The 25,468-nt window shown below is 62.0% G+C and carries 25 protein-coding genes and 2 pseudogenes; 12 read left to right on the top strand and 15 right to left on the bottom strand.

Features of this window, described 5'->3' with window-relative positions:
- The first annotated feature begins 76 nt into the window (after positions 1-76).
- On the top strand, positions 77-583 hold the full coding sequence (locus NKH36_RS17790; RefSeq protein WP_352962608.1) for a DUF1993 domain-containing protein: 507 nt from the start codon (positions 77-79) through the stop codon (positions 581-583).
- 50 nt (positions 584-633) lie between these two features.
- On the opposite strand, the gene NKH36_RS17795 is transcribed toward NKH36_RS17790, so the two are convergent.
- On the bottom strand, positions 634-798 hold the full coding sequence (locus NKH36_RS17795) for a hypothetical protein (protein WP_352962606.1): 165 nt from the start codon (positions 796-798) through the stop codon (positions 634-636).
- A 381-nt stretch (positions 799-1,179) separates the two neighbouring features.
- Between NKH36_RS17795 and NKH36_RS17800 the strand changes: the two genes are divergently transcribed.
- Both NKH36_RS17800 and NKH36_RS17805 read left to right on the top strand, forming a co-directional pair.
- The gene (locus tag NKH36_RS17800; protein WP_352962603.1) at positions 1,180-2,247 is read left to right on the top strand and encodes an aldo/keto reductase; all 1,068 of its coding nucleotides are present in this window, start codon (positions 1,180-1,182) and stop codon (positions 2,245-2,247) included.
- Between the two features lie 59 nt (positions 2,248-2,306).
- Positions 2,307-3,572: a cysteine desulfurase-like protein gene (locus NKH36_RS17805; RefSeq protein ID WP_352962601.1), complete on the top strand. Its 1,266-nt coding sequence runs from the start codon at positions 2,307-2,309 to the stop codon at positions 3,570-3,572.
- A gap of 18 nt (positions 3,573-3,590) precedes the next feature.
- Here NKH36_RS17805 and NKH36_RS17810 read toward each other — a convergent pair whose 3' ends face one another.
- From NKH36_RS17810 to NKH36_RS17830, 5 genes are all read right to left on the bottom strand, one after another.
- A complete protein-coding gene (locus NKH36_RS17810) occupies positions 3,591-4,622 on the bottom strand; it encodes a histone deacetylase family protein (protein WP_352963646.1) in 1,032 nt (343 codons plus the stop codon).
- Complete coding sequence (locus NKH36_RS17815) at positions 4,619-5,134, bottom strand: GNAT family N-acetyltransferase (protein ID WP_352962596.1); 516 nt, start codon at positions 5,132-5,134, stop codon at positions 4,619-4,621. Before NKH36_RS17815 ends, NKH36_RS17810 begins: the two co-directional genes overlap by 4 nt.
- Before the next feature lie 211 nt (positions 5,135-5,345).
- Positions 5,346-6,275, bottom strand: coding sequence for a 3,5-dioxohexanoate:acetyl-CoA acetone transferase (gene kce / locus NKH36_RS17820; protein WP_352963648.1), 930 nt, complete (start codon positions 6,273-6,275; stop codon positions 5,346-5,348).
- A gap of 2 nt (positions 6,276-6,277) precedes the next feature.
- Positions 6,278-7,657, bottom strand: coding sequence for an aminotransferase family protein (locus tag NKH36_RS17825; RefSeq protein WP_352962593.1), 1,380 nt, complete (start codon positions 7,655-7,657; stop codon positions 6,278-6,280).
- A 1-nt stretch (position 7,658) separates the two neighbouring features.
- The gene (locus NKH36_RS17830) at positions 7,659-9,299 is read right to left on the bottom strand and encodes a N,N-dimethylformamidase beta subunit family domain-containing protein (protein WP_352962590.1); all 1,641 of its coding nucleotides are present in this window, start codon (positions 9,297-9,299) and stop codon (positions 7,659-7,661) included.
- Positions 9,300-9,455: 156 nt separating this feature from the next.
- Here NKH36_RS17830 and NKH36_RS17835 point away from each other — a divergent pair, with 156 nt between their 5' ends.
- The 9 genes and pseudogenes from NKH36_RS17835 to NKH36_RS17870 all read left to right on the top strand — a co-directional run bounded on the left by NKH36_RS17835 (position 9,456) and on the right by NKH36_RS17870 (position 15,290).
- Positions 9,456-9,704 carry a ParB N-terminal domain-containing protein gene (locus tag NKH36_RS17835; protein WP_352962587.1) on the top strand — a complete coding sequence of 83 codons (249 nt, stop codon included), beginning with the start codon at positions 9,456-9,458 and terminating at the stop codon, positions 9,702-9,704.
- A gap of 137 nt (positions 9,705-9,841) precedes the next feature.
- Positions 9,842-10,327: an SRPBCC family protein gene (locus NKH36_RS17840; RefSeq protein ID WP_352962584.1), complete on the top strand. Its 486-nt coding sequence runs from the start codon at positions 9,842-9,844 to the stop codon at positions 10,325-10,327.
- A gap of 26 nt (positions 10,328-10,353) precedes the next feature.
- Positions 10,354-11,310, top strand: a complete 957-nt coding sequence (locus NKH36_RS17845) for an alpha/beta fold hydrolase (RefSeq protein WP_352962581.1) — start codon at positions 10,354-10,356, stop codon at positions 11,308-11,310.
- Positions 11,311-11,524: 214 nt separating this feature from the next.
- Positions 11,525-11,923, top strand: a complete 399-nt coding sequence (locus NKH36_RS17850; protein ID WP_352962578.1) for a GFA family protein — start codon at positions 11,525-11,527, stop codon at positions 11,921-11,923.
- Positions 11,924-12,059: 136 nt separating this feature from the next.
- The gene (locus tag NKH36_RS17855) at positions 12,060-12,314 is read left to right on the top strand and encodes a hypothetical protein (protein WP_352962576.1); all 255 of its coding nucleotides are present in this window, start codon (positions 12,060-12,062) and stop codon (positions 12,312-12,314) included.
- 244 nt (positions 12,315-12,558) lie between these two features.
- Positions 12,559-13,575 carry a glycoside hydrolase family 25 protein gene (locus tag NKH36_RS17860; protein WP_352962573.1) on the top strand — a complete coding sequence of 339 codons (1,017 nt, stop codon included), beginning with the start codon at positions 12,559-12,561 and terminating at the stop codon, positions 13,573-13,575.
- Between the two features lie 204 nt (positions 13,576-13,779).
- Positions 13,780-14,610: pseudogene (locus tag NKH36_RS17865) on the top strand (choice-of-anchor I domain-containing protein); the annotation flags it as partial.
- Between the two features lie 306 nt (positions 14,611-14,916).
- Positions 14,917-15,060, top strand: a pseudogene (locus tag NKH36_RS34855) (DUF559 domain-containing protein); the annotation flags it as partial.
- Positions 15,000-15,290: an endonuclease domain-containing protein gene (locus NKH36_RS17870; protein ID WP_502912063.1), complete on the top strand. Its 291-nt coding sequence runs from the start codon at positions 15,000-15,002 to the stop codon at positions 15,288-15,290. The pseudogene NKH36_RS34855 and the gene NKH36_RS17870, both read left to right, overlap by 61 nt.
- Before the next feature lie 169 nt (positions 15,291-15,459).
- On the opposite strand, the gene NKH36_RS17875 is transcribed toward NKH36_RS17870, so the two are convergent.
- The 9 genes from NKH36_RS17875 to NKH36_RS17915 all read right to left on the bottom strand — a co-directional run bounded on the left by NKH36_RS17875 (position 15,460) and on the right by NKH36_RS17915 (position 25,362).
- Positions 15,460-15,666: a type II toxin-antitoxin system HicB family antitoxin gene (locus NKH36_RS17875; RefSeq protein WP_352962571.1), complete on the bottom strand. Its 207-nt coding sequence runs from the start codon at positions 15,664-15,666 to the stop codon at positions 15,460-15,462.
- Positions 15,667-15,670: 4 nt separating this feature from the next.
- Positions 15,671-15,871, bottom strand: a complete 201-nt coding sequence (locus NKH36_RS17880; RefSeq protein WP_352962568.1) for a type II toxin-antitoxin system HicA family toxin — start codon at positions 15,869-15,871, stop codon at positions 15,671-15,673.
- A 5-nt stretch (positions 15,872-15,876) separates the two neighbouring features.
- Positions 15,877-19,644, bottom strand: a complete 3,768-nt coding sequence (locus tag NKH36_RS17885) for a vitamin B12-dependent ribonucleotide reductase (protein ID WP_352962565.1) — start codon at positions 19,642-19,644, stop codon at positions 15,877-15,879.
- A 708-nt stretch (positions 19,645-20,352) separates the two neighbouring features.
- Positions 20,353-20,841 (bottom strand): NUDIX hydrolase, encoded by a 489-nt coding sequence (locus NKH36_RS17890; RefSeq protein ID WP_352962562.1) that lies wholly within the window; start codon positions 20,839-20,841, stop codon positions 20,353-20,355.
- A gap of 215 nt (positions 20,842-21,056) precedes the next feature.
- Positions 21,057-21,557, bottom strand: a complete 501-nt coding sequence (gene gpt, locus NKH36_RS17895; RefSeq protein ID WP_352954604.1) for a xanthine phosphoribosyltransferase — start codon at positions 21,555-21,557, stop codon at positions 21,057-21,059.
- Positions 21,558-21,689: 132 nt separating this feature from the next.
- Positions 21,690-22,523: a universal stress protein gene (locus NKH36_RS17900; protein WP_352962559.1), complete on the bottom strand. Its 834-nt coding sequence runs from the start codon at positions 22,521-22,523 to the stop codon at positions 21,690-21,692.
- 172 nt (positions 22,524-22,695) lie between these two features.
- A complete protein-coding gene (locus NKH36_RS17905) occupies positions 22,696-23,439 on the bottom strand; it encodes a competence/damage-inducible protein A (RefSeq protein ID WP_352962556.1) in 744 nt (247 codons plus the stop codon).
- Positions 23,440-23,600: 161 nt separating this feature from the next.
- Entirely contained in the window at positions 23,601-24,509 is a 909-nt protein-coding gene (locus NKH36_RS17910; RefSeq protein WP_352962553.1) for a carbohydrate ABC transporter permease, read from the bottom strand.
- 1 nt (position 24,510) lies between these two features.
- Positions 24,511-25,362 carry a carbohydrate ABC transporter permease gene (locus tag NKH36_RS17915; RefSeq protein ID WP_370463494.1) on the bottom strand — a complete coding sequence of 284 codons (852 nt, stop codon included), beginning with the start codon at positions 25,360-25,362 and terminating at the stop codon, positions 24,511-24,513.
- Positions 25,363-25,468 lie beyond the last annotated feature (106 nt).

A 25,468-nucleotide genomic window follows, 5' to 3' on the forward strand; every position in this document is an offset into this window, starting at 1 on the left:
CGTGGTGACGCTTGAAGAATCGCTTGGGAAGGCGCTACGTCCCGCCGTCGGCGTTCCCGCCGGATAGGAGATTCACGTGACCATATCGATGTACGAAGCGTCTGTGCCGGTGTTTTCGGCCAGGCTGAAGGCGCTATCCAACGTGCTGAGCATTGCCGAGCAGAATGCGCTCGACCGGAAGATCGATCCTCAGGTGTTTTTGACGTCGAGACTGGCGCCGGACATGTACGCGCTGACCAGACAGGTGCAGATCGCCACCGACCACGCGAAAGGCGCGCCATCGCGGCTTGCCGGCCGCGAGGTGCCCAAATACGAAGACAACGAGGCGAGCTTTGCCGATCTTCAGGCGCGCATCACCAAGACCATCGATCTTCTGGCGACATTCTCCGCTGCCGAATTCGATGGCTCCGATGACAGAATGATCGAACTGAAGCTTGGCCAGCGCGAATTCTCGATGGCCGGCATGCAGTATCTGCTGCATCTCGCCATGCCCAATTTCTATTTCCACGTGACCACCGCATACGACATCCTGCGCCACAATGGCGTGCCGCTGAGCAAAGCGATTTTCATGGGATCTCGTTGAAGAACGGCGAGGCGATATCCCGGCCAAGCCGGGATATCCGTACGACCTGACTAACGTGAGGACATTTCGCGAGCGACGCGCGGAAAATCGGCTGGTTTGATGCTGATGTCGGCACGGTCGGTATTGCTCATCGAATGGAGCAGCACCAGAGCCGCGCGGTAGCGCAGATGCTCCTGCGGACGCGGACGGGCGAACATTTCAGTGAGGAAACCCATGATTCAAGCCCCTGGTTGGTCCTCCCCGATTCCCAATATAGACAAATCATGACAATTGTGCAGTGCAGCATTTGCATGGCAGCCATGCTGCGCCGGTTTTTTGACCACAATCGACTTGTCCGGTGAAACTTCCGGCGCGGACGGACCGTATGTCTCACGGCCGGCATTAGGGCCGGTTTTTCCTCGCCACTCCTGGCGAACTTCCGGACTGCATGAAAATGCAGTCCGGCTTTTTGTTGACTGCCGCGTAGGCGTTGGCTGGATCCTACGGAAATGTCGCCGGCCGATTGGCGGCGGGCTTGGAGACAGCCCGCGCATTCCTGTATGCTGCGGCTTCCTCCCCGCGCAGCCGCGCAAAAACTTCCCGCCGGAGAAAGTTCCATGCACAAACGCCGCCTCGGTCGGACCGATCTTCTTGTTTCCCAAATCTGCTTGGGATCGATGACCTGGGGCCAGCAGAACACCGAAGCGGATGGCCACGCCCAGATGGATCTGGCCTTTTCACGCGGCGTCAACTTCATCGACACTGCCGAGCTTTACCCGATCCCGCCCAAGGCGGAGACGCAAGGCTGGACCGAGAAGATCATTGGCAGCTGGATGAGAGCGAAGGGCAACCGCGATCAAGTGATCCTCGCCTCGAAGGTGGTTGGCCGCACCGCCAATGCATGGTTCCGCGGCGGGCGCCCGTCGAAGCTGGTGCGCGCCGACATCTTCGACGCCGTCGAAAAGTCGCTGACCAGGCTCAACACCGATTATCTCGATCTCTACCAGATCCATTGGCCGGAGCGGGACGTGCCGTGGGGCGCCAACCCGAACCGCGTCGGCGCCGTGCCGCTGCGGGCCGATTCCGTCGGCGCACCGGCCGGCGAGACGCCGATCACCGAAACGCTCGCCGTCTTCGACGAATTGGTGAAGGCAGGAAAAATCCGCCATTTCGGCCTGTCGAACGAGAGTTCCTGGGGCGTCATGCGGTTCATCGCCGAAGCTGACAAGGGCCTAGGTCCGCGCCTGGTATCGCTGCAGAACGCCTATAATTTCGTCAACCGCAGCTTCGAGATAAATCTCGCCGAGGTCTGCGAGCGCGAACAGGTTTCCATGCTCGCCTATTCGCCGCTGGGACAAGGCTACCTGACCGGAAAGTACGACCATGGCGCGCGGCCGCTGGGTTCGCGCTCGCAACTCTTCCAACGCGGCCAGCGCTATGAGACGCCCAACGCCGCGGAAGCGCAGCTTGAGTACAATGAGCTGGCGCGCTGTTTCGGCATGGAGCCGGCATTGTTTGCCAACGCCTATGTCACGAGCCGGCCCTTCGTCACCTCGAGCATCATCGGCGCGACGACCCTTTCGCAACTCGAAATGGCGCTGTCTTCCGCCGATGTCGTCTGGACCGAGGACATGCAGAGGGCGGTCGATGCAATCCACCAGCTTGTCGGCAACCCCTGTCCGTGAGCTGCTTTCCGGCGCTGTAAGGTGCGATTGTCAACGATTACAGTAGGGAGGGAGAAAAAGTGAATTTTCCGATTGATGTCGTGCGCGAGAAATTTCCGGCACTGTCGCTGACCGACAAGGGTCGTCGCCGCATCTATCTCGACAACCCGGCCGGTACGCAGGTGCCGCAGGCAGTAGCCGACGCGGTGTCACGTTGCCTGCTGACCACAAACGCCAATCTCGGCGGCTTCTTCGAAACAACGGTCGCGGCGCAACAAATCGTCGATGACGCCCATGCGGCGATGGCCGATTTCCTGGGTGCTGCAAGCCCGCAGGAAATCATCATCGGCGCCAACATGACGACGCTGACCTACCACATGTCGCGAACGCTCGGCCGCACGATGAAACCCGGCGACGAAATCATCCTCACCCGCATGGAACACGAAGGCAATGTATCGCCGTGGCTGCAGCTCGCCGAAGACCTTGGCCTTGTCGTGCGCTGGTTGCCTTTCGACCAGCAGAGCTGGCAGATCGAGGAGGCGGCGCTTGCTGCGCTGCTCACCGACAGGACCCGGCTGGTCGCTTTGAACTACGCCAGCAATCTGACCGGCTCGATCAACCGGGTGAAGGCGCTGACTCGCATCGCCAAGCAGGCTGGCGCCCTGGTCTATGTCGACGCCGTGCAGTTCGCGCCGCACGGCCTGATCGATGTGCAGGACCTCGGCTGCGATTTCCTGATCTGCTCGGCCTATAAATTCTTCGGCCCGCATATGGGTATATTGTGGGGCAGGCTGGATGTTATCGATGCACTGACACCGTATAAATGCCGCTGTTCGTCCAATGCGCTGCCGGAGCGGTTCGAGCTCGGCACGCCGCAGATCGAGCTGATGGCCGGACTGACGGCAGCGGTCGATTATTTTGCTGAGCTGGGCGCGGCGGTAAGCGAGGGCGGTTCGCGCCGCATCAGGATCGCCAAGGCGTTCGAAAGATCAATCGCTTACGAAAACCCGTTGGCGCAAAGGTTGATCGACGGTGTATCGGCTATTTCAGGCCTGACCATCCACGGCATTACCGATCCGGCGCGTGTCGGGGAGCGCGTGCCGACGGTCTCTTTCACGGTCGATGGCATAGAGCCGGAGACGATCGTGCGTCAGATCAATGCGGAAAACATCTTCCTGTGGTCGGGCCACAACTACGCCTGCGAGGTCGTCCACCAACTCGGCATTCCAGCCGAGCAGGGTGTCGTGCGCATCGGCATCGCGCATTACAACACGGCCGCCGAAATCGACGAGACGCTGGAGAGCGTGCATCGCGTCATCGCCATGCTGCGACAGGAGCGATCTTGACGCGACATCCGGCTGATATCACCGCTTTCTGCCGCCGCCGAAGCCGGTAAGGAAAGCGGTAAGATTGTCACCGAGCTCGTCGCAAAGATAACCGCCTTCCTGAACGATGACCGACGGCAGGCTGAGCCCGGCGATGGCCTCGCCGATGCGCGAGAAGCCTGGCGTGGTTACCGTTAGCCCACCGAACGGATCGCCCTCGAAGGCGTCGAGGCCGAGCGCCACGACTAGCGCATCGGGTGCGAAGGCGCGGATGCGTTGGAAAGCCACATCGAGTGCTTCGAGGAACGCGGCATCGCCGGATTTGCGTGGCAGCGGCAGGTTGAGATTGTAGCCGAGGCCTAGCCCTTCGCCGCGCTCGTCTGCATGACCCCAGAAGAACGGATAGAAGCGCACCGGATCGGCATGCAGCGAGACGGTGAGCACGTCCGGCCGCGCATAGAAAACGCCTTGCGTGCCGTTGCCGTGATGCAGATCGACGTCGAGGATCGCCACCCGCGCTGCACTCTTGCGGAGCGCCTGTGCCGCGACCGCCGAATTGTTGATGAAGCAGAAGCCGCCGGCGACGTCGGCAAAGGCGTGGTGGCCGGGCGGACGGCACAGCGCATAGGCAGCCGGTGCGCCCGCCATCACGGCCTCAGCGGCTTCAACCGCACTCCAGGCGCTCCACAGCGCGCTCTGCCAGGTCTCGCCGGAGATTGGGCAAGCGGTGTCGGCCATATGGTAGCCGGCCTGGCCGACCGCCGAGGCCGGATAGGAGCCGTTCCGCGCGATCGGGTGGATGTTGGGGATCACTTCCGCTGAAGCGCCCTCGATGCGCTGCCAGCGCGCGAAGATGTGTTCGAGAAAATCGAGATATTCGGGCGTATGCACCGCGGCAACCGGACCAAGCCCGTGATCTCTCGGCCGTTCGATCGTGCAGCCGGCGGCCTTGGCGCCGACGAGCAGCCGTTCGACGCGTTCCGGCTTTTCCGGATTGGGTTTCTGGGCGCCGCTGGAGAGGAACGCCTTGGGATCGTGGCGCTTCTGTTCTTCGGCATTGAAGGCTTTCATCTTGGTTCCTCATCATCCGGCGCATCGGCGAACGCAAAGAACGCGTCGCCGACGATCTTCTGCACCTGCTCGTAGCTCGACCAGGCAATGCCCAGCCTTTCGTAAAAAGCCTTGGCGGTTTCATTGTCGGTATCGACGGACAGTCTGAGATAGGCGCCACCGTCCTTCCGGCATTCTCGCGCGGCACGGCGCAGCAAGCGCTCGCCGATCCTGCGGCCGCGAAACCGATCCTCGACATAGAGGTCCTGCACGTAGACGCCGGGGCGCCCCATCCAGGTCGAGAAGATCGGGAAATGCAGGCAGAGGCCGGCGAACTCGCTGCCGACTTCGGCGATCAGCGTCGAGAACGCAGGTTTTTCGCCAAAGCCATAGGTGCGAAGGTCTTCGGCCGTAGAAGTGATTTTCGCGGGCGCGCCGATATGGGCGCCAAGCCGCAGGATCGCAGCATGGATGGTTTCGACGTCCTCGACGGTTCCGGGCCGGATGAGAATGTCGTTTGCAGGATCGGTCACGATAAATGGGGCGCCAAGGCACCCCCCTCTGTCCTGCCGGACATCTCCCCCTCAAGGGGGGAGATCAGATCTCGCTGCGGCTTTCGCCAATCGCGAACGTTGCAGGATGTGCGGCTAGATTGAAGTTGCCAATCTCCACCCTTGAGGGGGAGATGTCCGGCAGGACAGAGGGGGGTGCGACGGAACGCAAACATCTCAGGCCACGACCATCTCAGAATGCCACCCTATCGCCGCCCTTGAGCGCCAGCATCTTCCGCGCCTCGGTGGGCGTGGCGACGTCCAGTGACAGCCCGTCGAGCACGCCGCGGATACGGCGCACCTGATCGGCATTGGATTTTGCCAGCTGGCGGCCGTCGTAGAGGCTATCCTCCAGCCCAACGCGGACATTGCCGCCCATCGCCGCCGCAATCGAGATCATCGGCATCTGGTGGCGGCCGGCGGCCAGCACCGAAAACTGATAGCTGTCGCCGAACAGTTTGTCGGCGATACGCTTCATATGGACCAGATTGTCGGGATCGGCGCCGATCCCGCCCAGTATGCCGAACACGAACTGAATGAACAGAGGTCCCGATACCAGCCCGCGGTCGCGAAAATGCGCCAGCGAATAGAGGTGGCCGACATCGTAGCATTCGAATTCGAAGCGGGTGCCGCAGCCCTTTCCAAGTCTTTCGAGCACCATCTCCATGTCGGAAAAGGTGTTCTTGAAGATCGTATCGCGGGTTGCTTCCAGCAGCTTGGGCTCCCACTCGTGCTGCCACTCTCTTGGCCGGTCGAGCATCGGGAACAGCGCGAAATTCATCGAACCCATATTGAGTGAGCACATTTCGGGCTCGGCCCTCAGCGGTGCCGCCAGCCGCTGGTCGAGCGTCATCAGCGAGGAGCCGCCTGTGGTGATGTTGATCACCGCATCGGTCGCCTGCTTGATACGCGGCAGGAATTGCATGAATACATCGGGATCGGCTGTTGGCCGTCCATCCCTGGGGTCGCGGGCGTGAAGATGCAGGATCGAGGCGCCGGCTTCGGCGGCGGCGATCGCCTCCGTAGCGATCTGGTCCGGCGTCACCGGCAGATGCGGCGACATCGAGGGCGTATGCACCGATCCGGTGACGGCGCAGGTGATGATGACTTTTCGCGGCGCCATTTTCAGCCTTCGACCGGCAGATCGAGCTCGCTTGCCAGCACCTGCAGCGAGTCACCGATGATGGCGACGATCTCGCCGATCTGTTCTCTGGTGACGATCATCGGCGGCGCCACCATGAAATTGTCGCCGTCGACGCCGCCTTTAACCTTTCTGCCATAGATGATCAGGCCACGTTCATAGGCGAGATCGAGCAGGCGCTGAGTGGCTTTCTTCGCTGGAGCGATCGGCCTCAGCGTATCGGGGTCGGCGACCATCTCGGCACCTAGGAGCAGGCCCTTGCCACGTACGTCGGCGATGAACGGAAACCGCTTGGCTAATCCCTTCAGCTCGCCCATCATAAGGTCGCCCATCTCAGCCGCATTGGCGATCAGGTCGAGGCGGTCCATCTCGCCGAGCACGGCGAGCCCGGCGGCGCAGGCGAGCGGATTGCCGGCATAGGTGTGGCCATGCTGAAAGCCGCCCGAGGCGAGCAGCGGCTGTACCAGCCGCATCGGTGCCGCCAGCGCGCCGAGCGGCGCATAGCCCGAGCCCAGTCCCTTCGACAGTGCGACAATGTCGGGCTTGCAGTTCCAATGGTCGCCGCCGAGGAATTTTCCGGTGCGGCCCGCACCACTCATCACTTCGTCGTGGATGAGCAGAATGCCGTAGCGGTCGCAGATTTCGCGGGTGCGCGGATAATAGCTGTCGGGCGCCACCAGCGCCGCGGTGGCAGCGCCGCCAACCGGCTCCATGATGAAGGCGAGCACGCTTTCCGGCCCCTCAGCGAGTATCTTCTCCTCCAGCATGTCGGCGTAGCGGATGCCGCGCTGCTCCATCGATAGATTGTCACGGTCGCGCCACGCGGCCGGCGCCGGCACGGTCGGCATGACCTGCATCATCGGCGTAAAAGTTTCGGCCAGCGCATCGTCGCCGGTGACGGACAGCGAACCAAGCGTGCCGCCATGATAGGAGGGAAAACGGGTGATCACCTTCCAGCGCCTGGGCTGGCCTGTCGCCACTGCCCACTGCCTGGCAAGCTTGATGCAGGATTCAGTCGCTTCCGAGCCGCCCGAGACGAAAAAGATGCGGTCCATGCCTTCGGGCAGCTTTCCGGCCAGCTCCCGCGCCAACTCCTCGGCCGGCTCGTTCTCGAAATGCAGCCGGTAGGCGAAGGTGGCGCGGTCCATCTGCCGCTTCATCGCATCGAGCACGTTGCGATTGGAATGACCGATATTGGCGACCATCGGTCCGCTCGATCCGTCGATGAAGCGACGGCCATCCTGCGTCCAGATGTAGATACCTTCGGCGCGATCGACCAGCGGCCTGCGCAAGCTGGACAAATAGAACAGATGCGACGGCGGGCGCGCCTCGGTGTCCAGGGCGGGGGTCTGGGACTTCAGCATGTCAGGTCTTTCCAAGGTAACGGTCGAGAACATTCTTGGTGACGCGCTCGACCATCGCATCCTGCCTTAGCAGGCCGGCGATCCATTCGCAGCTTCCGGCGTGGAACACCTCGCCCTTGCCGTGCTGGAAGTTGACGATCATTCCGTTGCCGCGCTTGACCTTGTCGAGATTGGCGTCGCTCGCCTCGCCGAACAGCGTCTCGGCGGTGAAGCGTCCGTCCTCGTCGCCAAGGAACTGGTCTTCGAACGGGATATCGGCGCTCTCCTCGACCTGGCTGGCAATGCCGACCGCGAGAATTTGCAGCCCATCCGGTGCGCCGCTTGTGTCTGTCGGATAGGGCAGGCCGCCGCGAATCTCGAAATCGAGCCCGTCGACCTCATAGCCATAGACATGGCTGTCGGCGCCGAGCAGGTCGCCATAATAGATGCCGGTGCCGGCGAACGCCCAGTGCTCCGGCCGGTAGACGGGAAAGCCGCGCACGCCGCGCGGCGCGCAGCCGCCCCAGCCGGCATAGACACCCCTCGTCGCATTGAGCCCGAAAGTCGAGGCGCCCGGCCGGCCAATCTCAGGTGCTTCCCAGGAGTTCGTGGCGCGGGTCACGTCGCCGCCTCGATAGGCCGGGTCCTCGGCGCGGGCGCGGTATTTGTAGCAGACCTGCCGGCGGCCCTCGTCCTCCAGCCTGGTCTGCCACATGAAATTGCCGGCGAAGCGTGCCGCATGGCCGCCGCGCTCGACATAGGCGTCGACAGTGTCGCGCATCTCCCAGGTCCAGTATTCGTCATGGCCGACGAAGACGACGCAGTCATAGCCGTCGACGATTTCGGGCGAGAAATGCAGCTCGTGCTGGCTGGCGAGGTCGACGGCATAGCCGGCACGCTCGGCAAAACGAAAGAAATGGCTGTCATAGCTTGCCCAGCCGGACGAGGCGTATTTCTTCGAATGGCCGGTGGCGAAGGCCCATTCCATATGCGGATAGCGCGGCACGGTCTTCGGCGGCACGGCGACCTCGAGCGGCACGCGCGGCGCCTCTTTCGGTAGAACAACAAAGCCGCGGCACCATGGCCGCTGCGTCGACACCATTGAGGCATACTGGTCGCGGTTCGGGCCGGTGATGCCTTCGTAATGATTGGAGCCGCCCCAAGTGTTGTAGGCAAGCCAGGTGCCGGTGGCAGCAACCTGCAGCACACGACCGCGTTTCTTGCCGGGCTGCGGGCTGACGATGAAAAGATGGTGGCAGCGGATCGGCTTGCCGTCGCGGCCGTCCGCCGTCAGCGTGACGCGGTAGGCGCCGGACGGCCAGTCGTCGCCGACGCGGAATTCAAACGAAGCGTCCCAGCCGCAGCCCACGACCGAACATTGGTCGGGTGTATCCTGCCAGCGCCCCGCGATCCCAGCCTTGTCGAGCATTTTCGTTTCGGTAACGCCGTCGCGGACGATCCACATGCTGAAGCTGGAGGCCGTCGAGCTGACATGCAGCACCACCGTCTCGCCCCGGCGGTATGAAAAACGGTTGCTGTAGCACCAGATCTCGCCGCGTTCGCCATCTATGCCCGGCCACTCCCAGTAGTGGCCGCGCACGGCTTGCCGGCGCTGGTGGGGCGTCAGTCCGAAATCGGGGAATTCGGTAGGAAGCTTGGTCATGAACGCCTGTGAAGGGTCGAACTCGTCATTTCGACCATCTGCCGGCCAACCGTCAATTGGAAACGATCGGGCCAGCGATAGATCACAGCCGGCCTTGGCCTTGCCATGCAAACCGACTATCTCACAACGGTGGCCTTTTTCGCCACGGGAGCCGACATGCTGAGAGTGCAAAAGGTTAAGGTGGACGACATCTATGTGCCGACCGCGCGCAGGAAGACGCTGCATCCCGAGACCGTTCGGCATCTTGCCGAGGACATTCTGGAAAACGGCATGAAGACGCCGATCCAGGTGCGCCACGACGGCAAGCGCCATGTCCTGGTCGAAGGCCTGCATCGGCTGGAAGCGGCGAAGTGGCTCGGCGAGGTCGAGATCGACGCCTATCTGGTGCAAGCCAAGCGCCACTAAGCTCTCATTCGGCATCCGCCGGAATCGGCCTGGCGAAGTTTTTCGCGAGACCCGTGTCGGGCTGCGCGTTGCCCGCTCGTCCTTGAGACGGTAACCGGCATTCAAGCCAAATTTTGCAAGCAAGTGAGGAGAACATCATGACCACCAAGCTCGACATCGCCCCCAACTCTGACCGCGAGCTGGTTCTCGCCCGCATCATAGATGCGCCGCGCGAGAACGTTTACCGCTGCTGGACCGAGCCTAAGCTCGTGACGCAATGGTTCGCGCCAAAGCCGTGGACGACGCCGCGCGCCGAAATGGACGTGCGCACCGGCGGCTCCAGCCTGGTCGTCATGGCGGGACCCGACGGCAATGAATTCCCGAACCCTGGCATCTTCCTCGAAGTCGTGCCGGGCAGGAAGATCGTTCTCACCGACGCCTATACGAAGGCGTGGGAGCCGTCCGAAAAGCCGTTCATGACGGTTGTACTGACCTTCGAGGATGAGGGCGAGGGCAAGACCCGCTACATCGCTCGGGTTGCGCATTGGTCCGTCACTGACCGCGAAGAGCACGAGAAGATGGGCTTTCACGAGGGCTGGGGCCAGTGCGCCGATCAGCTCGAAGAAGTTGCCAAGCGACTTTGATATCGGCGGGACGCAAGGAGACCGACATGTCCAGATCGATGTTTTTCGCTATTTTCGCCTCGGTTGCAGCGCTCTTCGCTGCGCCTGGCTCCACCAAAGCCGAGGACGCAAAGCCCGCCATGACCTCCGAGATGAAAGCAATGCCGAAGCCGGCGAAATCCGGCCTGCTGCCGATCAACGGCCTGAATTACTATTACGCCGTCTATGGCCAGGGCGAGCCGCTGCTTCTCTTGCATGGTGGGCTCGGCACGACCGACATGTTCGCGCCGATTCTGCCGAAGCTTGCCGAGAACCGTACCGTCATCGGCGTCGACCTGCATGGTCACGGCCGCACCGCGCTCGGCGACCGGCCGCTCAGCCTGGAGGCGATGGGTGACGACATGGCGGCGATCGTCAAGGCGCTCGGCTACGAGCAGGTCGATGTCATGGGTTACTCGCTGGGCGGCGGCGTTGCCTTCCGCATGGCCGTACAGCATCCCGAGGCGGTGCGCCGGCTGGTGCTGGTCTCGACCGGCTATGCCTCGGATGGCTTCTATGCCGACATGCGCACCCAGCAGGCGCAGGTCGGCGCGGCGATGGCCGACATGATGAAGGACACGCCGATGTACAAATCCTACGTCGCGGTTGCGCCACGCCCGCAGGATTTTCCAAAACTGCTCGACCAGCTCGGCGCCTATATGCGCAAGGATTACGACTACTCCGCCGACGTGCCGAAGCTGAAGATGCCTGTCATGCTGGTGTTCGGCGACAGCGACATGTACCGGCCCGAGCACGAGATCAAGTTCTATCAGATGCTCGGCGGCGGACTGAAGGACGCCGGCTGGATGCGAGAGAACCTGTCGCAGAACCGCCTGGCCATCCTGCCGAACCGCACCCACTACGACGTGTTCTTCGCGCCGGAACTGACAGCAGTGACGCTGCCCTTCCTCAATGGCGAGACCAAGGTCAAGACCTGGGACGAGGTCCTTAGCGAAACGGACTAACCACCTGATACCTGCCGGCCGTCTCGGGTGAGATGGCCGGCGATGCTTAGCCCCTTGAAGCCAGCTTTATGTTCCTCGGCGATCCCGGCATGTGTCGTTGGGCCAAGAACTTCGGTCGCATCACGCCAACAGATAACGCCATCAAGGCTTTTCGATTGACGCTGCTATGGCGGCAGCTACCTTGCCGACAATCTTCAGAAAGAGGGGCGCAGTAATGGCGAAATATCAGGGTGGCTGCCTGTGCGGCGCGGTGCGCTACCGCACCGATGCCGTGCCGATCAACGAACGCGTCTGCCATTGCCGGCTCTGCCAGAAGGCGCTGGGCGCGGCCTTCAACGCCCGCGTGCTGTTCCGCATCGACGACGTGACCATCGACGGGCCGGTGGCGGCGGTGAATTCCTCGCCCGATCTCAAGCGTGGCTTTTGCTCGCGCTCCGGCACGACGCTGTTTTCCCGGCGCGATTCCGCCGGCATCATCGGCGTCACCTCGGGCTCGCTCGACGATCCTTCCATGTTCAAGCCGCAGATGCATATCTGGACCGCCTCGAAGCAGCCTTGGGTGCAGCTCGACGACGGACTGCCGCAATATGAAGGCGCGCCACCCCCGAACTGAAGCACAGGCGAAACTGAAGCGCAAAAGCGTGCCCAAATTTTTCATCCGGGACACGAGATAGCCGGCAAACCGTCATTGGCGAGCCATCATTGCCGCCTATCTATTACGTGCGGGTCGGCAGTCGAGGAGGCGACAGATGAACGACAGAATCAACACCCTGGACGAGCTTTTGAGCGATCCGATGGTCAAGCTCGTGATGGAGCGTGACCGCGTGCAGCCGGCCGAGCTTCGCACGTTGCTTGAAGAAAAGGTTCGCCGGGATGATGCGCCGGTCGTCAACGATCGCCCCGTCAATGATCGCCCCGTCAATGATCGCCCCGTCAATGCTCGCTTTGTACCGCCCGCCCACATGATAGCCACGACCTGCGACAAGCTATGGCTGTGCAGCTAGGCAGCGGTGCCTGATAGGGTCAGATCAGCGTTCCTTCGCGGGCTCTCTGTCCTGCCGAACATCTCTCCCGCACGGGTGGGGCGATTGGCCCTTATCAGGATGCGGTGTTCCGCCTACGCTTCGATTGAAGAGCCCTAACAATTTGATTCAAACTTTGTTGGCAATTTCTCGTTAGTAATCTGGACTGGTTTGTCCGGCGGCGTTGTCTTGCCCTCGGTCTGTTGTGTTCTGCGTACAGGTCCAGATGCGGTTATCAGGCGTCGTCATCTTCTCGATCGCGTCACTTTGCCTTGCCGGCTGCACATCCACGTCCGGCATCGACGCGCTGCAAGTGCCGTCCAGCGAAACGACCAGCTCGGTTGTGCGGCCGCCCGCGCCGGTAGCGTCGGTCGGTGCGGCCGATGCGGCACCCGACTTCACGCAGGACGAGGCGACGGAGCAGACTGTGGCGATGGCCACTCCAGAGCCCGCCGAAAGCATCGAACCACCCGTCGAGCCGATTGCCCTGGTGGCGCCGAAGCGGCTGGCACGGGCAGCACCGATCCTCGCCGAGCCGGTTCAGCGCTATCGTTTTCGTGATGCCAAGCCGATCAATTTCGGCAGGGCCTCGCCCAGACACCTCGCCGTTCACGGCGTCGACGTCTCGCGCTGGCAGGGCAACGTGAACTGGGCAAAGCTGCGCGCGCAGGGCGCGAACTTCGCCTATATCAAGGCGACCGATGGCGGCGATCATCTTGATCCGATGTTCATGAAGAACTGGCGCAATGCCGACGCCGCCGGCCTGAAGCGCGGCGCCTACCATTTCTTCTACTGGTGCCGCACCGCCAGCGAGCAGGCCGACTGGTTCATTCGCAACGTGCCGAGGGTCGAGGGCGCCTTGCCGCCGGTGATCGATGTCGAGTGGAACGGCGAATCGAGATGCAAGCGGCGGCCGTCGCGGCAAAAGGTGCTGGAGAAGATGCAGGTCTTCATGGACAGGCTCGAACGCCACTATGGCCAGCGGCCCATCATCTACACCGCGCCGGATTTCTACCGCGACAATCTGCGTGGCGCTTTCTCCGACTATCCGTTCTGGCTGCGCGCGGTGGCACAGCACCCGTCAAAGGTCTATCCCGGCCGCAAATGGGTATTCTGGCAATATTCCGGCTCCGGCCTGTCGCACGGGGTGAGGGGCCGCATTGACCTCAACGTCTTCCATGGCGACGAGAGAGCCTGGCGGAACTGGGTTGGCGGGCGGCAGATGGTGGCGGAGGCGGAGTAGGGGGCTCCTTCCCGCGCTGGAACTTCTCGCTGCTCGCGCCTGCGGGTGCTGATCGCGGCCGCAGAAAGCCGCCATTGCAGGCCAGCATGAGGTCAATATCGACGGACCCTAACCGCCTGCCGCGGAAGTGTCATCGATCCGTCCTCGCTTTGAAATGTCGTTCCCCCAAGCAGGTGGCTTCCATTCGAACAGGAGACGCCACCCGTGCCCCGCCATTTCGCGCTTTTCGTCCTGACGGCAGCGCTTGCTGCCTCCGTCTCGCTGCCGGCCCATGCCGACATGATGTTCAACCGGGTCGCGAGCTTCGCAGTCGCCGGAAACCTCCCGGCGGACGTCGAGAAGACCACGCCGACGTCGTCCGAGATCATCACGGCGAGCGCAGACGGCATGACGCTGGTCTATTCCGACAGCCCGCTCGGCGCGGTCGGCTTCATCGACATCGCCGATCCCAAGGCGCCCAAGGCCGGCGGCATCGTCAAGATCGACGGCGAGCCGACCTCGGTCGTTGTCATCGGCGGCAAGGTGCTGGCCGGCGTCAACACGTCGGAGAGCAAAGCCAAGCCGTCGGGCAACCTCACCGTCATCGACCTTGCCTCCAAGGCGATCGAAAGCACCTGCGACCTCGGCGGCCAGCCGGACTCGCTGGCGCTGAGCAAGGAGGGCAAGTTCCTGGCCATCGCCATCGAGAATGAGCGTGACGAAGAGCTGAACGACGGAGGAATCCCGCAGATGCCGGCGGGCGACCTCAAGATTTTCAGGCTTGCCGAAGGCCAGCCTGGTTGCGCGACGATGAAGAGCGTGAACCTGGCGGGCATTGACGAGATGGCGGCGGAAGATCCGGAGCCGGAATTCGTCGCCTTCAACGAGGCCGGCGAGATAGCGGTCACGCTGCAGGAAAACAACCACATCGCCATCGTCAACGCCGAAACCGGCGCGATCGTCACGCACTTCTCCGCAGGCTCGGTCACGCTCGACAAGATCGATACCAAGAAGAACGGCGACATCTTCGTCGCCACCGACAACGACGGCGTCGATGATTCTTCCGGCGAAACGCTGTTTCTCCGCTTGGGCAACATCAGCGCCGTGAACTGAGGGTGGTTCTTTCCTTCTCCCCCTGTGGAGAAGGTGGATTGGCGCGCAGCGCCAAGACGGTTGAGGGGTGCTGAACGGAGCACTGTCGGTGCCAAGCTGGAACACCCCTCATCCGGCCGCTTCGCGGCCACCTTCTCCCACAGGGGGAGAAGGGAAGGCGCGGCATTCCGCGCTTGGCCAATCTCGAATGTCAGCGATTTGCGTGACGATGGTGTTGGACGGAGCGCCAAGGCTGGTTAATCTCGCCCGATGCCGCCTCAGCCCGTCGCTCCCGCCAAACGTCGTTTTGCCCGTTCTCTTCGGCATGAGCCAACGGAGGCGGAAGACCGCCTGTGGCAGGAGCTGCGCGGACGCAGGCTCGATCGAATCAAATTCCGGCGTCAGGTTCCTGTCGGCAAATTCATCGCCGATTTCGTTTGCCCCGAGGCCGGGCTGATCGTCGAGATCGACGGCAGAGCCAGCATGCGGATTCGAACTACGACCGCGAGCGAGACGCCGAACTGCAGGCGAGGGGTTTTCGCGTACTGCGCTTCTGGAACGACGACGTGCTACGGGATTTGAACGCCGTTTGCGACACCATCATCGCTTATGTCCGCGATGAGAGTTTGCAACCGTGGCAGTAGCGCAGTCCTGCCTTCTCCCCTTGTGGGAGAAGGTGGATCGGCGCGCAGCGCCGAGACGGAAGAGGGGTGTTGGACGGAGCGCTTGCGATGCCAAGCTGGAGCACCCCTCATCCGACCGAGCTTCGCTCGGCCACCTTCTCCCACAAGGGGAGAGGGGAAGGCGCGGCATTTATGCCTCTACATATTCCGCAAGGCTGACACCTTTGGGCACATCCAGCCCATCGGCACGCAAGCCTTCTATATGAAAGCGTATAGCGTCGCGAATTTCGGTTTCCACCTCAGGCACCGTCGCGCCGGTCGCGACGCAGCCGGGTAGATCCGACACGTAAGCGGAAAAATTATCGCCGGCCTTTTCGATCACCACCGCGTAACGCATATGGTCACTCCTTTAAACCGGACTGCTTGAGGATGCTGTTCAGTGTTCCCGGTGCAACCTCTTCAGACGGCTTGCCGGCCACGGTGACGCGGCCGGCTTTGATTTCATGCTTATATTGGCGATGACTTGCCTTTGGTTGCAACCAGATACCAGCCGTCGGTTTCAGCAGGCGAATGACTTCGCGGACCGTAAGCCGAGGTGGCATCTATCTTAGCTGCACCCGCTCGTAGCCCCACAGGTATCGCACTTCTCACATGTCCCGTTCCGCACCATGGTGAAGTTGTGGCATTCGGAGCATTCGTTGCCGGTGTAGCCCTGCATCAAGGATTGCTGACGCCTTGTAGCGGCAAGCGCCTTGGCCTCGGCCGCTTCTTTCGCGGCATCGTCGGTAAACAGCCCAGTCGGGTCGGTTGCCTCCTCGTAAATGATATCCTCGACCAGTTCCTTCGCCCGCTCCTCATAATCACGCTTGTAGGCGATCGCTTCGTCGCTGGCCGGCTTCAGCGCCAGCACATTGGAGCCTGAGAACGCCGTCGGCGCCGAGCGAGTGGGGGCGGGAGAGGGACTTGAACCCCCGAATCCCTTGGGTTCGGCCCCCATGCCCGACACCAGCTTGACCGGCGAGGCGCCGCGGGTCAGCCCCTTCGAGAACGGCGTCGCCTTGCCTTCGTTGATGCCGCGGCCAAGTGCGGTCTTGTCGAAATCCGACTGGTCGACATGGGCGAGATCGTGGCGCGCAAGATAGGAAACCGCAAGCTCGCGGAACACATAGTCGAGGATCGACGTCGCGTTCTTGATCGCGTCGTTGCCCTGCACCATGCCGGCTGGTTCGAACTTGGTGAAGGTGAAGGCTTCGACATATTCCTCGAGCGGCACGCCATATTGCAGGCCGAGCGAGATGGCGATGGCGAAGTTGTTCATCATCGCCCGGAAGGCCGCACCTTCCTTGTGCATGTCGATGAAGATTTCGCCAAGACGACCGTCATCGAATTCGCCGGTGCGCAGATAGACCTTGTGGCCGCCGACGACCGCTTTCTGGGTATAGCCTTTGCGGCGGTTCGGCAGCTTTTCCCGGTCGCGATAAAGGCGCTCCACGACGCGCTCGACGATTTTTTCGGTCACCTGCACGGCGCGCTGTGAAGCCGGGGCCGCGATCAGCTGTTCGACGGCATCGTCCTCGTCGTCTTCGACGTCGGCAAGCAGCGAGGCGTTGAGCGGCTGCGAGAGCTTCGAGCCGTCGCGATAGAGCGCGTTGGCCTTCAGCGCCAGTTTCCACGACAGCATGTAGGCGCCCTTGGCGTCTTCCACCGTCGCGTCGTTCGGCATGTTGATGGTCTTGGAAATGGCGCCGGAGATGAAGGGCTGCGCCGCCGCCATCATCTGGATGTGGCTGTTGATCGACAGCGAACGCTTACCGATCTTGCCGCACGGGCTGGCGCAGTCGAACACCGGCAGATGTTCGGCCTTCAGGAACGGCGCGCCTTCCAGCGTCATCGCACCGCAGACATGGATGTTAGCGGCCTCGATGTCTTTCCTGGAGAAGCCGAGCGCCGGCAGCATCTCGAACGAGAAATCGTTGAGCTGCTCGTCGGTGAAGCCAAACGTCTCCTTCACCCAGTCCGCACCCAGCGTCCACTGGTTGAAGACGAACTTGATGTCGAAGGCCGATTTCAACGCTGCGTTAAGTGCCGCGATCTTGTCGTCGGTAAAACCTTTTGCCTTGAGCGAGCCGGGGTTGACGGCAGGTGCCTGGTTCAGATTGCCGTGGCCGACCGCATAGGCCTCGATCTCGGCAATCTGCGCTTCCGAATAGCCGAGCGTGCGCAGGGCTTCAGGGACGGCGCGGTTGATGATCTTGAAATAGCCGCCGCCGGCCAGCTTCTTGAATTTCACCAGCGCGAAGTCGGGCTCGATGCCGGTGGTGTCGCAATCCATGACCAGGCCGATCGTGCCGGTCGGCGCGATCACGGTTGCCTGCGCATTGCGATAGCCATGCTCTTCGCCGAGCTCGATGGCGCGGTCCCAGGCAGCCTTGGCATGGACGGCAAGCTCCGGCTGCTTCAGGTCGGAGGCGACCAGAGGCACCGGGTTGACGGCGAGTTTTTCGTAGCCGTCCCTGTCGCCATAGGCGGCTCGGCGATGGTTGCGCATGACACGCAGCATGTTCTGCGCATTGCGGTCGTAGTCGGGGAAGGCGCCGAGCTCGGCGGCCATTTCAGCCGAGGTGGCATAGGCCGTACCGGTCATAACAGCGGTGAGTGCGGCGCAGATGGCGCGGCCCTCGTCGGAATCATAGGGAATGCCCGAGGTCATCAGCAGGCCGCCAATATTGGCGTAGCCGAGGCCTAGCGTGCGGTATTCGTAGGAGAGCTTGGCGATCTCCTTCGACGGGAATTGCGCCATCATGACGGAAATTTCCAGCACCATGGTCCACAGCCGAACCGTATGCTCGTAGGCAGCGATATCGATGGTGCCGTCGGCGTTGCGATAGGGCAGCAGGTTGATCGAGGCCAGGTTGCAGGCGGTGTCGTCGAGGAACATGTATTCCGAGCACGGGTTGGACGCCCGGATCGCACCGGCCGAGGCGCAGGTGTGCCAGTCGTTCATCGTCGTGTTGAAGTGCAGGCCCGGATCAGCCGACGCCCAGGCGGCATACCCGATCTTTTCCCACAGATCCCTGGCCTTCAGCGTCTTCAGCACCTTGCCGTCCTTGCGGGCGGTGAGGTGCCAGTCGGCATCCTCTTCGACGGCGCGCAGGAAATCGTCCTTCAGCGAGACCGAATTGTTGGAGTTCTGGCCCGAAACGGTGAGGTAGGCGTCCGAATCCCAGTCGGTGTCGTAGGTCTTGAACGACATCGAGGTGTAGCCCTGCTTGGCGAACTGGATGACGCGGTAGATGTAGTTCTCCGGCACCCCGTCCTTCTTGGCTGCCTTGATCTCGCGCTTCAGCGCTGTGTTGATCGCCGGGTCGAAGCAATCGTCGTCCTGGCCTTCGCAGTTGATGCAGGCCTTCATGATCGCTTCGAGGTGCTTCTTGACGATCTTGGAGCCGGTGACCAGCGAGGCAACCTTTTGCTCCTCATTGACCTTCCAGTCGATGAATTCCTCGATATCGGGATGGTCGGCGTCGACGATGACCATCTTTGCGGCGCGACGCGTCGTGCCGCCCGACTTGATGGCGCCCGCCGCGCGGTCGCCGATCTTGAGGAAGCTCATCAGGCCGGACGAGCGGCCGCCGCCGGACAGCTTTTCGCCTTCGCCGCGCAGGAACGAGAAGTTGGAGCCGGTGCCGGAGCCGTATTTGAACAGGCGTGCTTCACGCACCCACAGGTCCATGATGCCGCCTTCGTTGACGAGATCGTCCTGCACGCCCTGGATGAAGCAGGCATGCGGCTGAGGATGCTCGTAGGAAGATTTCGACTTGGTCAGCTTGCCGGTGAACGGGTCGACATAGAAGTGGCCCTGGCTCGGGCCGTCGATGCCATAGGCCCAGTGCAGGCCGGTGTTGAACCACTGCGGCGAGTTCGGCGCGACGCGCTGGGTGGCCAGCATATAGGCGAGCTCGTCGCAGAAGGCGCGCGCGTCTTCCTCCGATTTGAAGTAGCCGCCCTTCCAGCCCCAATAGGTCCAGGTGCCGGCGAGGCGGTCGAAGACCTGGCGGGCGTCGATCTCGGAGCCGTAGCGCTCGGCCTCGGGCAGTTTTGCCAATTTGGCCTCGTCGGCAACGGAGCGCCACAGGAAGGAGGGGACGTCATTCTCCTCTACCTTCTTCAGCCGAGCCGGCACGCCGGCCTTGCGGAAATATTTCTGCGCCAGGATGTCGGCGGCAACCTGGCTGAACTGTGCCGGCACATCGATATTGTCCAAGCGGAACACCACCGAGCCATCCGGATTCTTGATCTCCGAAAGTGCCTTGCGGAATTCGATCTCCGCATAAGCCGACTGCCCCTGCTTGGTGAAACGACGCTCGATGCGCATTGGTCCTATCCCTTGCTTGTCTATATATAGCGCCTTTCCCAGGGGATTTCTGCCCCCTTTGCGAAACGCGCATGTCCGCCGTCTGCCGGCGTTCGAAAACGGCCGGCTCCTTTTCACAGGCTCCGCCCGCCCCGCTGGTCGAACTCCTTGCGAAGTAGCCGTCCAACGCGCCGACGAACCCTGCGGGTCCCTCAAAACTGAAACTTTTTTGCGACTCCCTCAAACGAGGGACTTTCACACTATCTAGCGTCGAACCTATCTGCAAACACTAAATATAGTATTAACAGACAATTTAATCCAGTCCGACATTTTTCCCTTTCGTCCCCAAAGACCCCACAACCCCAACGCTTCCGCCGGCCTCGTAAACAGGCGGAAATGCGGCCAAAACGCACGTAATCCGGGAAAAAGACCGGGCTCAGAACTTTCCGGTCGCACTCTCAACAGGAGCGCATGGCCTATAAAAGGCGACTCGTTTTGCGCCGTCAAGGATTCGTTTGTGCCGCTTTTGTGACCCCAACATCTTGTGTGTCACATTTGTGGATAACGGGGATAGAAAGTGGCCCAGGGGATTTCGATTTGCCTACGCGCAGGTAATCGGCCGCGACACGCATCCCAAGCTGGAGTGGCCAAATCGATTCTCTTCGCCAAAGAACATCGTCGGGCGATGCGCGGCAGGTGCGCGGCTTTGGCCGATGCGCCTGTGCTTGCTCAGGAGAACTGGTGCGGGTCGGCACAGAAATAGGCGATAATCTGGCCAAGGTCCGGCTCGTTGACCATGCGCACGGCTTCAGTGGGGCTGACCCATTTGCGGATGCGCGACCGCTTTTCCTTCCACCGGTCGGCGATCTTGTCGACCTGCAGCGGAAATACCAGGACTTCACAAGGCACTTCCTCGCCGGAAGCCAAAGCCTTGGCATAGAAGTAGCGGCCGGCCTCGTGGTGGGAGATCGTGCCGCGCAGTCCGGCTTCCTCGCCGGCCTCGCGCGCCGCCGCTTCGCAAAGCAGTTCCTTGGCCTCTGGCCAGCCCTTGGGAAGCACCCAGCGGCCGGTATCGCGGCTGGTGATCAGCATGATCTCGACGCCATGCCCGGTATCGCGCCAGGGCAATGCTGCAACCTGCAGGCGGCACGGCGCTGTGCCGAAGAGTCGCTGGACCCTTTCGGCCAAATGGTTGTGCGTTGCTGGCGTCGTCAACATCGGAGAAGCTTGCCCCAGCCTCCAGAATCACTTGCCGTCTCGTGAATCTTACGGCTAATCATAAGCCATAAAAGTAAAAAACCTCATACGCACGGGTTAACCACGCCAAGGGGCGTCGATTCAGGAAATATCGTGCGCCGCGGCACTCTTTCAAGAAGTGCTCCCGGCAAGAAGGCGCGCCGGCATGTTACGGGAGAAAAAGCGGTTACCGCGAATCAGCCGGCGTGGTCGTCGGCGATCGGCTTCTGGTAGGTGAAGCCCATGTCCCACGGAAAATAGATCCAGGTGTCCTGGCTGACCTCGGTGACGAAGGTGTCGACCAGCGGCCTGCCTTTCGGCTTGGCGTAGACGGTGGCGAAATGCGCCCTGGGCATCATGGCGCGCACGATGCCCGCGGTCTTGCCGGTGTCGGTAAGGTCGTCGATGATCAGCACGCCGGCGCCGTCATCGGCAAGCAGTGCCGGCGTGACCTCCTTCAGCACCTGCAGTTGCCCTTGGCTGGTGTAGTCGTGATAGGAGGCGACGCAAACCGTCTCGATGACCCGGATGCCGAGTTCACGCGAGATGATGGCGGCCGGAACCAGGCCGCCGCGCGTGATGCAGACGATCGCCTTCCATTGGCCTTTGTTGGCGCCGGCCAGCCGCCAGGCAAGCGCACGCGCGTCGCGGTGGAACTGATCCCAGGAGACGGGAAAGGCCTTTTCGGGAAGGGACATTTTTGCATGCACTCCGCAGCGCGCGAAAAACCGCGCGCAGACACTTGAAGGAATGCGCGCGGAATTAACTGGAAAGCCTAGGCGTTGGCAAGGGCGGCGGCAGGCGATCCTGTGGACTTAGCCCTTGTGGACTTACCGCGACAGGAAGGCTGCCACGGGCAACGTGCGCAGCACCGTGCGCGTGACCCCGCCGAACAGAACCTGGCGCAGCCAGGAATGGCTGTAGGCGCCGAGCACGAGCAGGTCGGCGCCGGTCTCGGCGACCCTGGTCTGGATCACCTCGTCGACCGAGTGGCCGCCCGATTGCAGCACCGAGACGCTGACCGTAGCGCCATGCCTGGACAGGGCGGCGGCGATTTCGGCGCCGGCCGCCTCCGGGGCCTCGTCGAGCGTATCCGGCGGGTCGATGACGACAATATCAGTCTTCTCGGCCTCGGTGATGAAGGGCAGGGCGTCGAAGGCGGCGCGTGCGGCTTCCTTGCTGCCGTTCCAGGCGAGCAGCACGTGCTTGAAGCTGGTGATGAGCGGGCCCGAGTGCGGCACGACCAGCACCGGCCGGCCGGCGTCGTAGACCAGCGTGTCGACATCGGCGCTCGGATCGCCGCCCGACTCGCGCTGCGCGGCGATGATCAAGTCCGCGGTGCGGACGGTTGGGATGCCGGTCAGCGCGCTGTCTCCGGAAAAGCTCTCGAGGCTGCGCCACTCGAAGGACAGGCCGGAATCCTCGATATGCCGGAGGAAAACCGCCCGCAATTTTTCAGCACGCTCCTTGTTCATGTCGGCCGAAACCTGCAGGAACTCGGTGTCGGGAAAGCCGGTGGCCGAGGTGTAGGGGACGGGAAGCGCTTCGGCGTGAATGCCGATGAGATGGCTCTCGAACCTGTCGGCAAGCGGAATGGCGCATTCGAGCACGCGCTCCGCGTCCTGTTCGTTCTGCAGTATGGCGACGATGGTCTTAAATCGCATGGTAACCCCTCAATTTACGGCGATCGAAACTCCGCATGAAACGTTACAGCACCATGCTTGGTTCCGGCTAATGCATGTCGCCCAAAAGTGCGCAGCGGTTGGGATAACGACATGCATAAAAAAGAACCTAAAGCGCGTCGCATGAATCCTCTCAGACGCGACGCGCTTTAGATCAGGTCGCCGCGCTGGCAAGGCCTGCGACCATCGCTTCGACATCGGCGCGGGCGGCGTCCAGCGCTTCCTGGCTGCGGGCACGGACGACCAGCTCCGTCCAGAACTTGCCGTCGCCATATTTCGGGTAGGACCCGATGATCGTATCCGTATGCGCCTTCTGGATGTCGCCCAGCGGTCCGCCGACCAGGCCTTCGCCGAACGGACAGTGCACCGTGGCCGACAGCATTTTGGTGCCGGCCTTCAGCGTCGGCACCACATTGTCGAGCATCGCCTGGAAAATCGCCGGCACGCCGGCCATGACATGGACGTTGCCGATGCGGAAGCCAGGCGCGATGGACACTGGATTGTCGATATGGTCGGCACCGCGCGGCATCCGCGCCATGCGCTTGCGAGCCTCGGTATATTCGATGCCGCGCGCGGCGTAGCTCGCTTCCAGCATGGCATAGGCCTTGGCCTCGTATTCGCAGGGCACGCCGAAGGCCTTGGCAATCGCATCCGCGGTGATGTCGTCATGTGTCGGGCCGATGCCGCCGGTCGTGAAGACATAGGTGTAGCGGGTGCGCAGGGCATTCACTGCGGCGACGATCTCGTCTTCCTCGTCGGGAACGATGCGCACCTCCTTCAGGTCTATGCCGATCGCCGTCATGATGTCGGCGAGGTGGCCGACATTCTTGTCCTTGGTGCGGCCGGACAGAATCTCGTCGCCGATGACGAGCATGGCGGCGGTGACGATTTCGGACATGGGAGGCTCCGGCAAAAAAGTCGCCTAGGCAGACAGGGTCGCCTGAGATAGCGCGGCGGATGGCCTGCGGCAATGCGCCAGGATATTGGCGCGCACTGGTGCGGCTCTTCCTTTCTCCCACAAAACAAGGGGAGAAGGGAGAAGGTGCGCGCCCACAGGCGCTATTCCTTCACCGCACCGGTCATCGAGGACACGTAGTGCTCGACAAAGAACGAATAAAGCACGACCACCGGCAGCGAGCCGATCAGGGCTCCGGCCATCAGCGCTCCCCACTCATAGACGTCGGAACGGACAAGCTCCGTAAGCACCCCGACCGGCACGGTCTTGTTTTCGGACGACTGGATGAACGTCAGGGCGTAGATGAATTCGTTCCATGACAGGGTGAATGCGAATATGCCGGCCGAGATCAGGCCGGGCACCGACAGCGGCAGCACGATCTTGGTGAGGATCTGCCATCGGCTCGCCCCGTCAATGAGCGCGCATTCTTCCAGTTCGAACGGGATCGAGCGGAAGTAACCCATCAGCAGCCAGGTGCAGAACGGGATCAGGAAGGTCGGGTAGGTGAGAATGAGCGCGAAGGGCGTGTCGTAAAGCCCAAGGTTGAACACCATCACCGACAGCGGGATGAACAGGATCGACGGCGGCACGAGATAGGCGAGGAAGATCGCGAGCCCGACCTGCCGCGCCCCCGAAAACCTCAGCCGTTCGATCGCATAGGCCGCGAACACCGCAGCCAGCAGCGACAGGAACGTGGCGGCGGTCGAGATGATGATCGTGTTGAGCAGCCAGCCCGGATAGGACGTGTCGAACAAGAGATAGCGGATGTGCTGGAATGTCGGATGCACGACCCAGAACGGATTGAAATTGGCGTAGTCGGTCATCTCGTGATTGGGCTTAATCGCCGTGATCGTCATCCAGTAGAACGGGAACAACAGCACGATGACGAACACCAGCAACGGCAGATAGACCGTCACCACGCGCCGCGGCAGGCTCTGAAGGTAGCCCATGCCGCCTTCGTCGAGTTCCGGACGTTTCGTTTTTTTGGTCGTGGCCCTCTTGATCGTAGCCATGTCAGTCTCCGCCGCCCTGCTGCCATTTGCGGCGTTGCAAGCCGAAATAGCTGAACAGGATCGCCGCAAGCAGGAACGGGATCATGGCGACCGCGATGGCGGCGCCCTCGCCAAGCTGACCTCCCGAAATGCCGCGCTGAAACGACAATGTCGCCATCAAATGGGTGGCATTGACCGGTCCGCCGCGGGTCAGCACATAGATCAGCTGGAAATCGGTGAAGGTGAACAGCACCGAAAACGTCATGGTGATGGCGATGATCGGCGTCAGCAGCGGCAGCGTCACAAAACGGAACAATTGCCAGCGGCTAGCGCCGTCGAGCGTGGCGGCCTCGTAAAGCGACTGCGGAATCGTCTGCAAGCCGGCTAGCAGCGTGATGGCGACGAACGGAATGCCGCGCCACACATTGGCCGCGATCACCGAAGCGCGCGCGTTCTCCGGATCGCCGAGGAAATTGATGCGATGGTCGATCAGGCCCATTTCCATAAGCGCCCAGGACAGGATGGAGAACTGCGAGTCGTATATCCACCAGAAGGCGATGGCCGACAGCACCGTCGGCACCACCCACGGTAGCAGGACGATCGCGCGGAAGAACGATTTGAAGGGAAGGTTCTGATTGAGGATAAGCGCCAGCCAGAGGCCGAGCGCGAACTTCAGGATCGAGGCACTTATCGTGTAGAGCAAGGTGTTGAATACGGAGAGCCAGAAGACGGCGTCATCCGACAGATATTGGTAGTTTTCGATGCCTATGAAGATACCGGGGCGGCCGATCCGGGCATCGGTGAAGCCGAGCCAGATACCGAGCCCCAACGGATAGGTGAGGAAGACCAGCAGCAGCGCTGCCGCCGGCAGCATGAAGCCGAAGCCAAGCGCGTTCCGGCTGTCGGCCAGGAGCGACAGGCTCCGCGACAGGATCGACGGACGCGGCTGAACGGCAGCGGACGACACGGCCATAGGACGG

The sequence above is a fragment of the Mesorhizobium sp. M1312 genome (genome assembly GCF_040318115.1).
GTDB lineage: Bacteria > Pseudomonadota > Alphaproteobacteria > Rhizobiales > Rhizobiaceae > Mesorhizobium.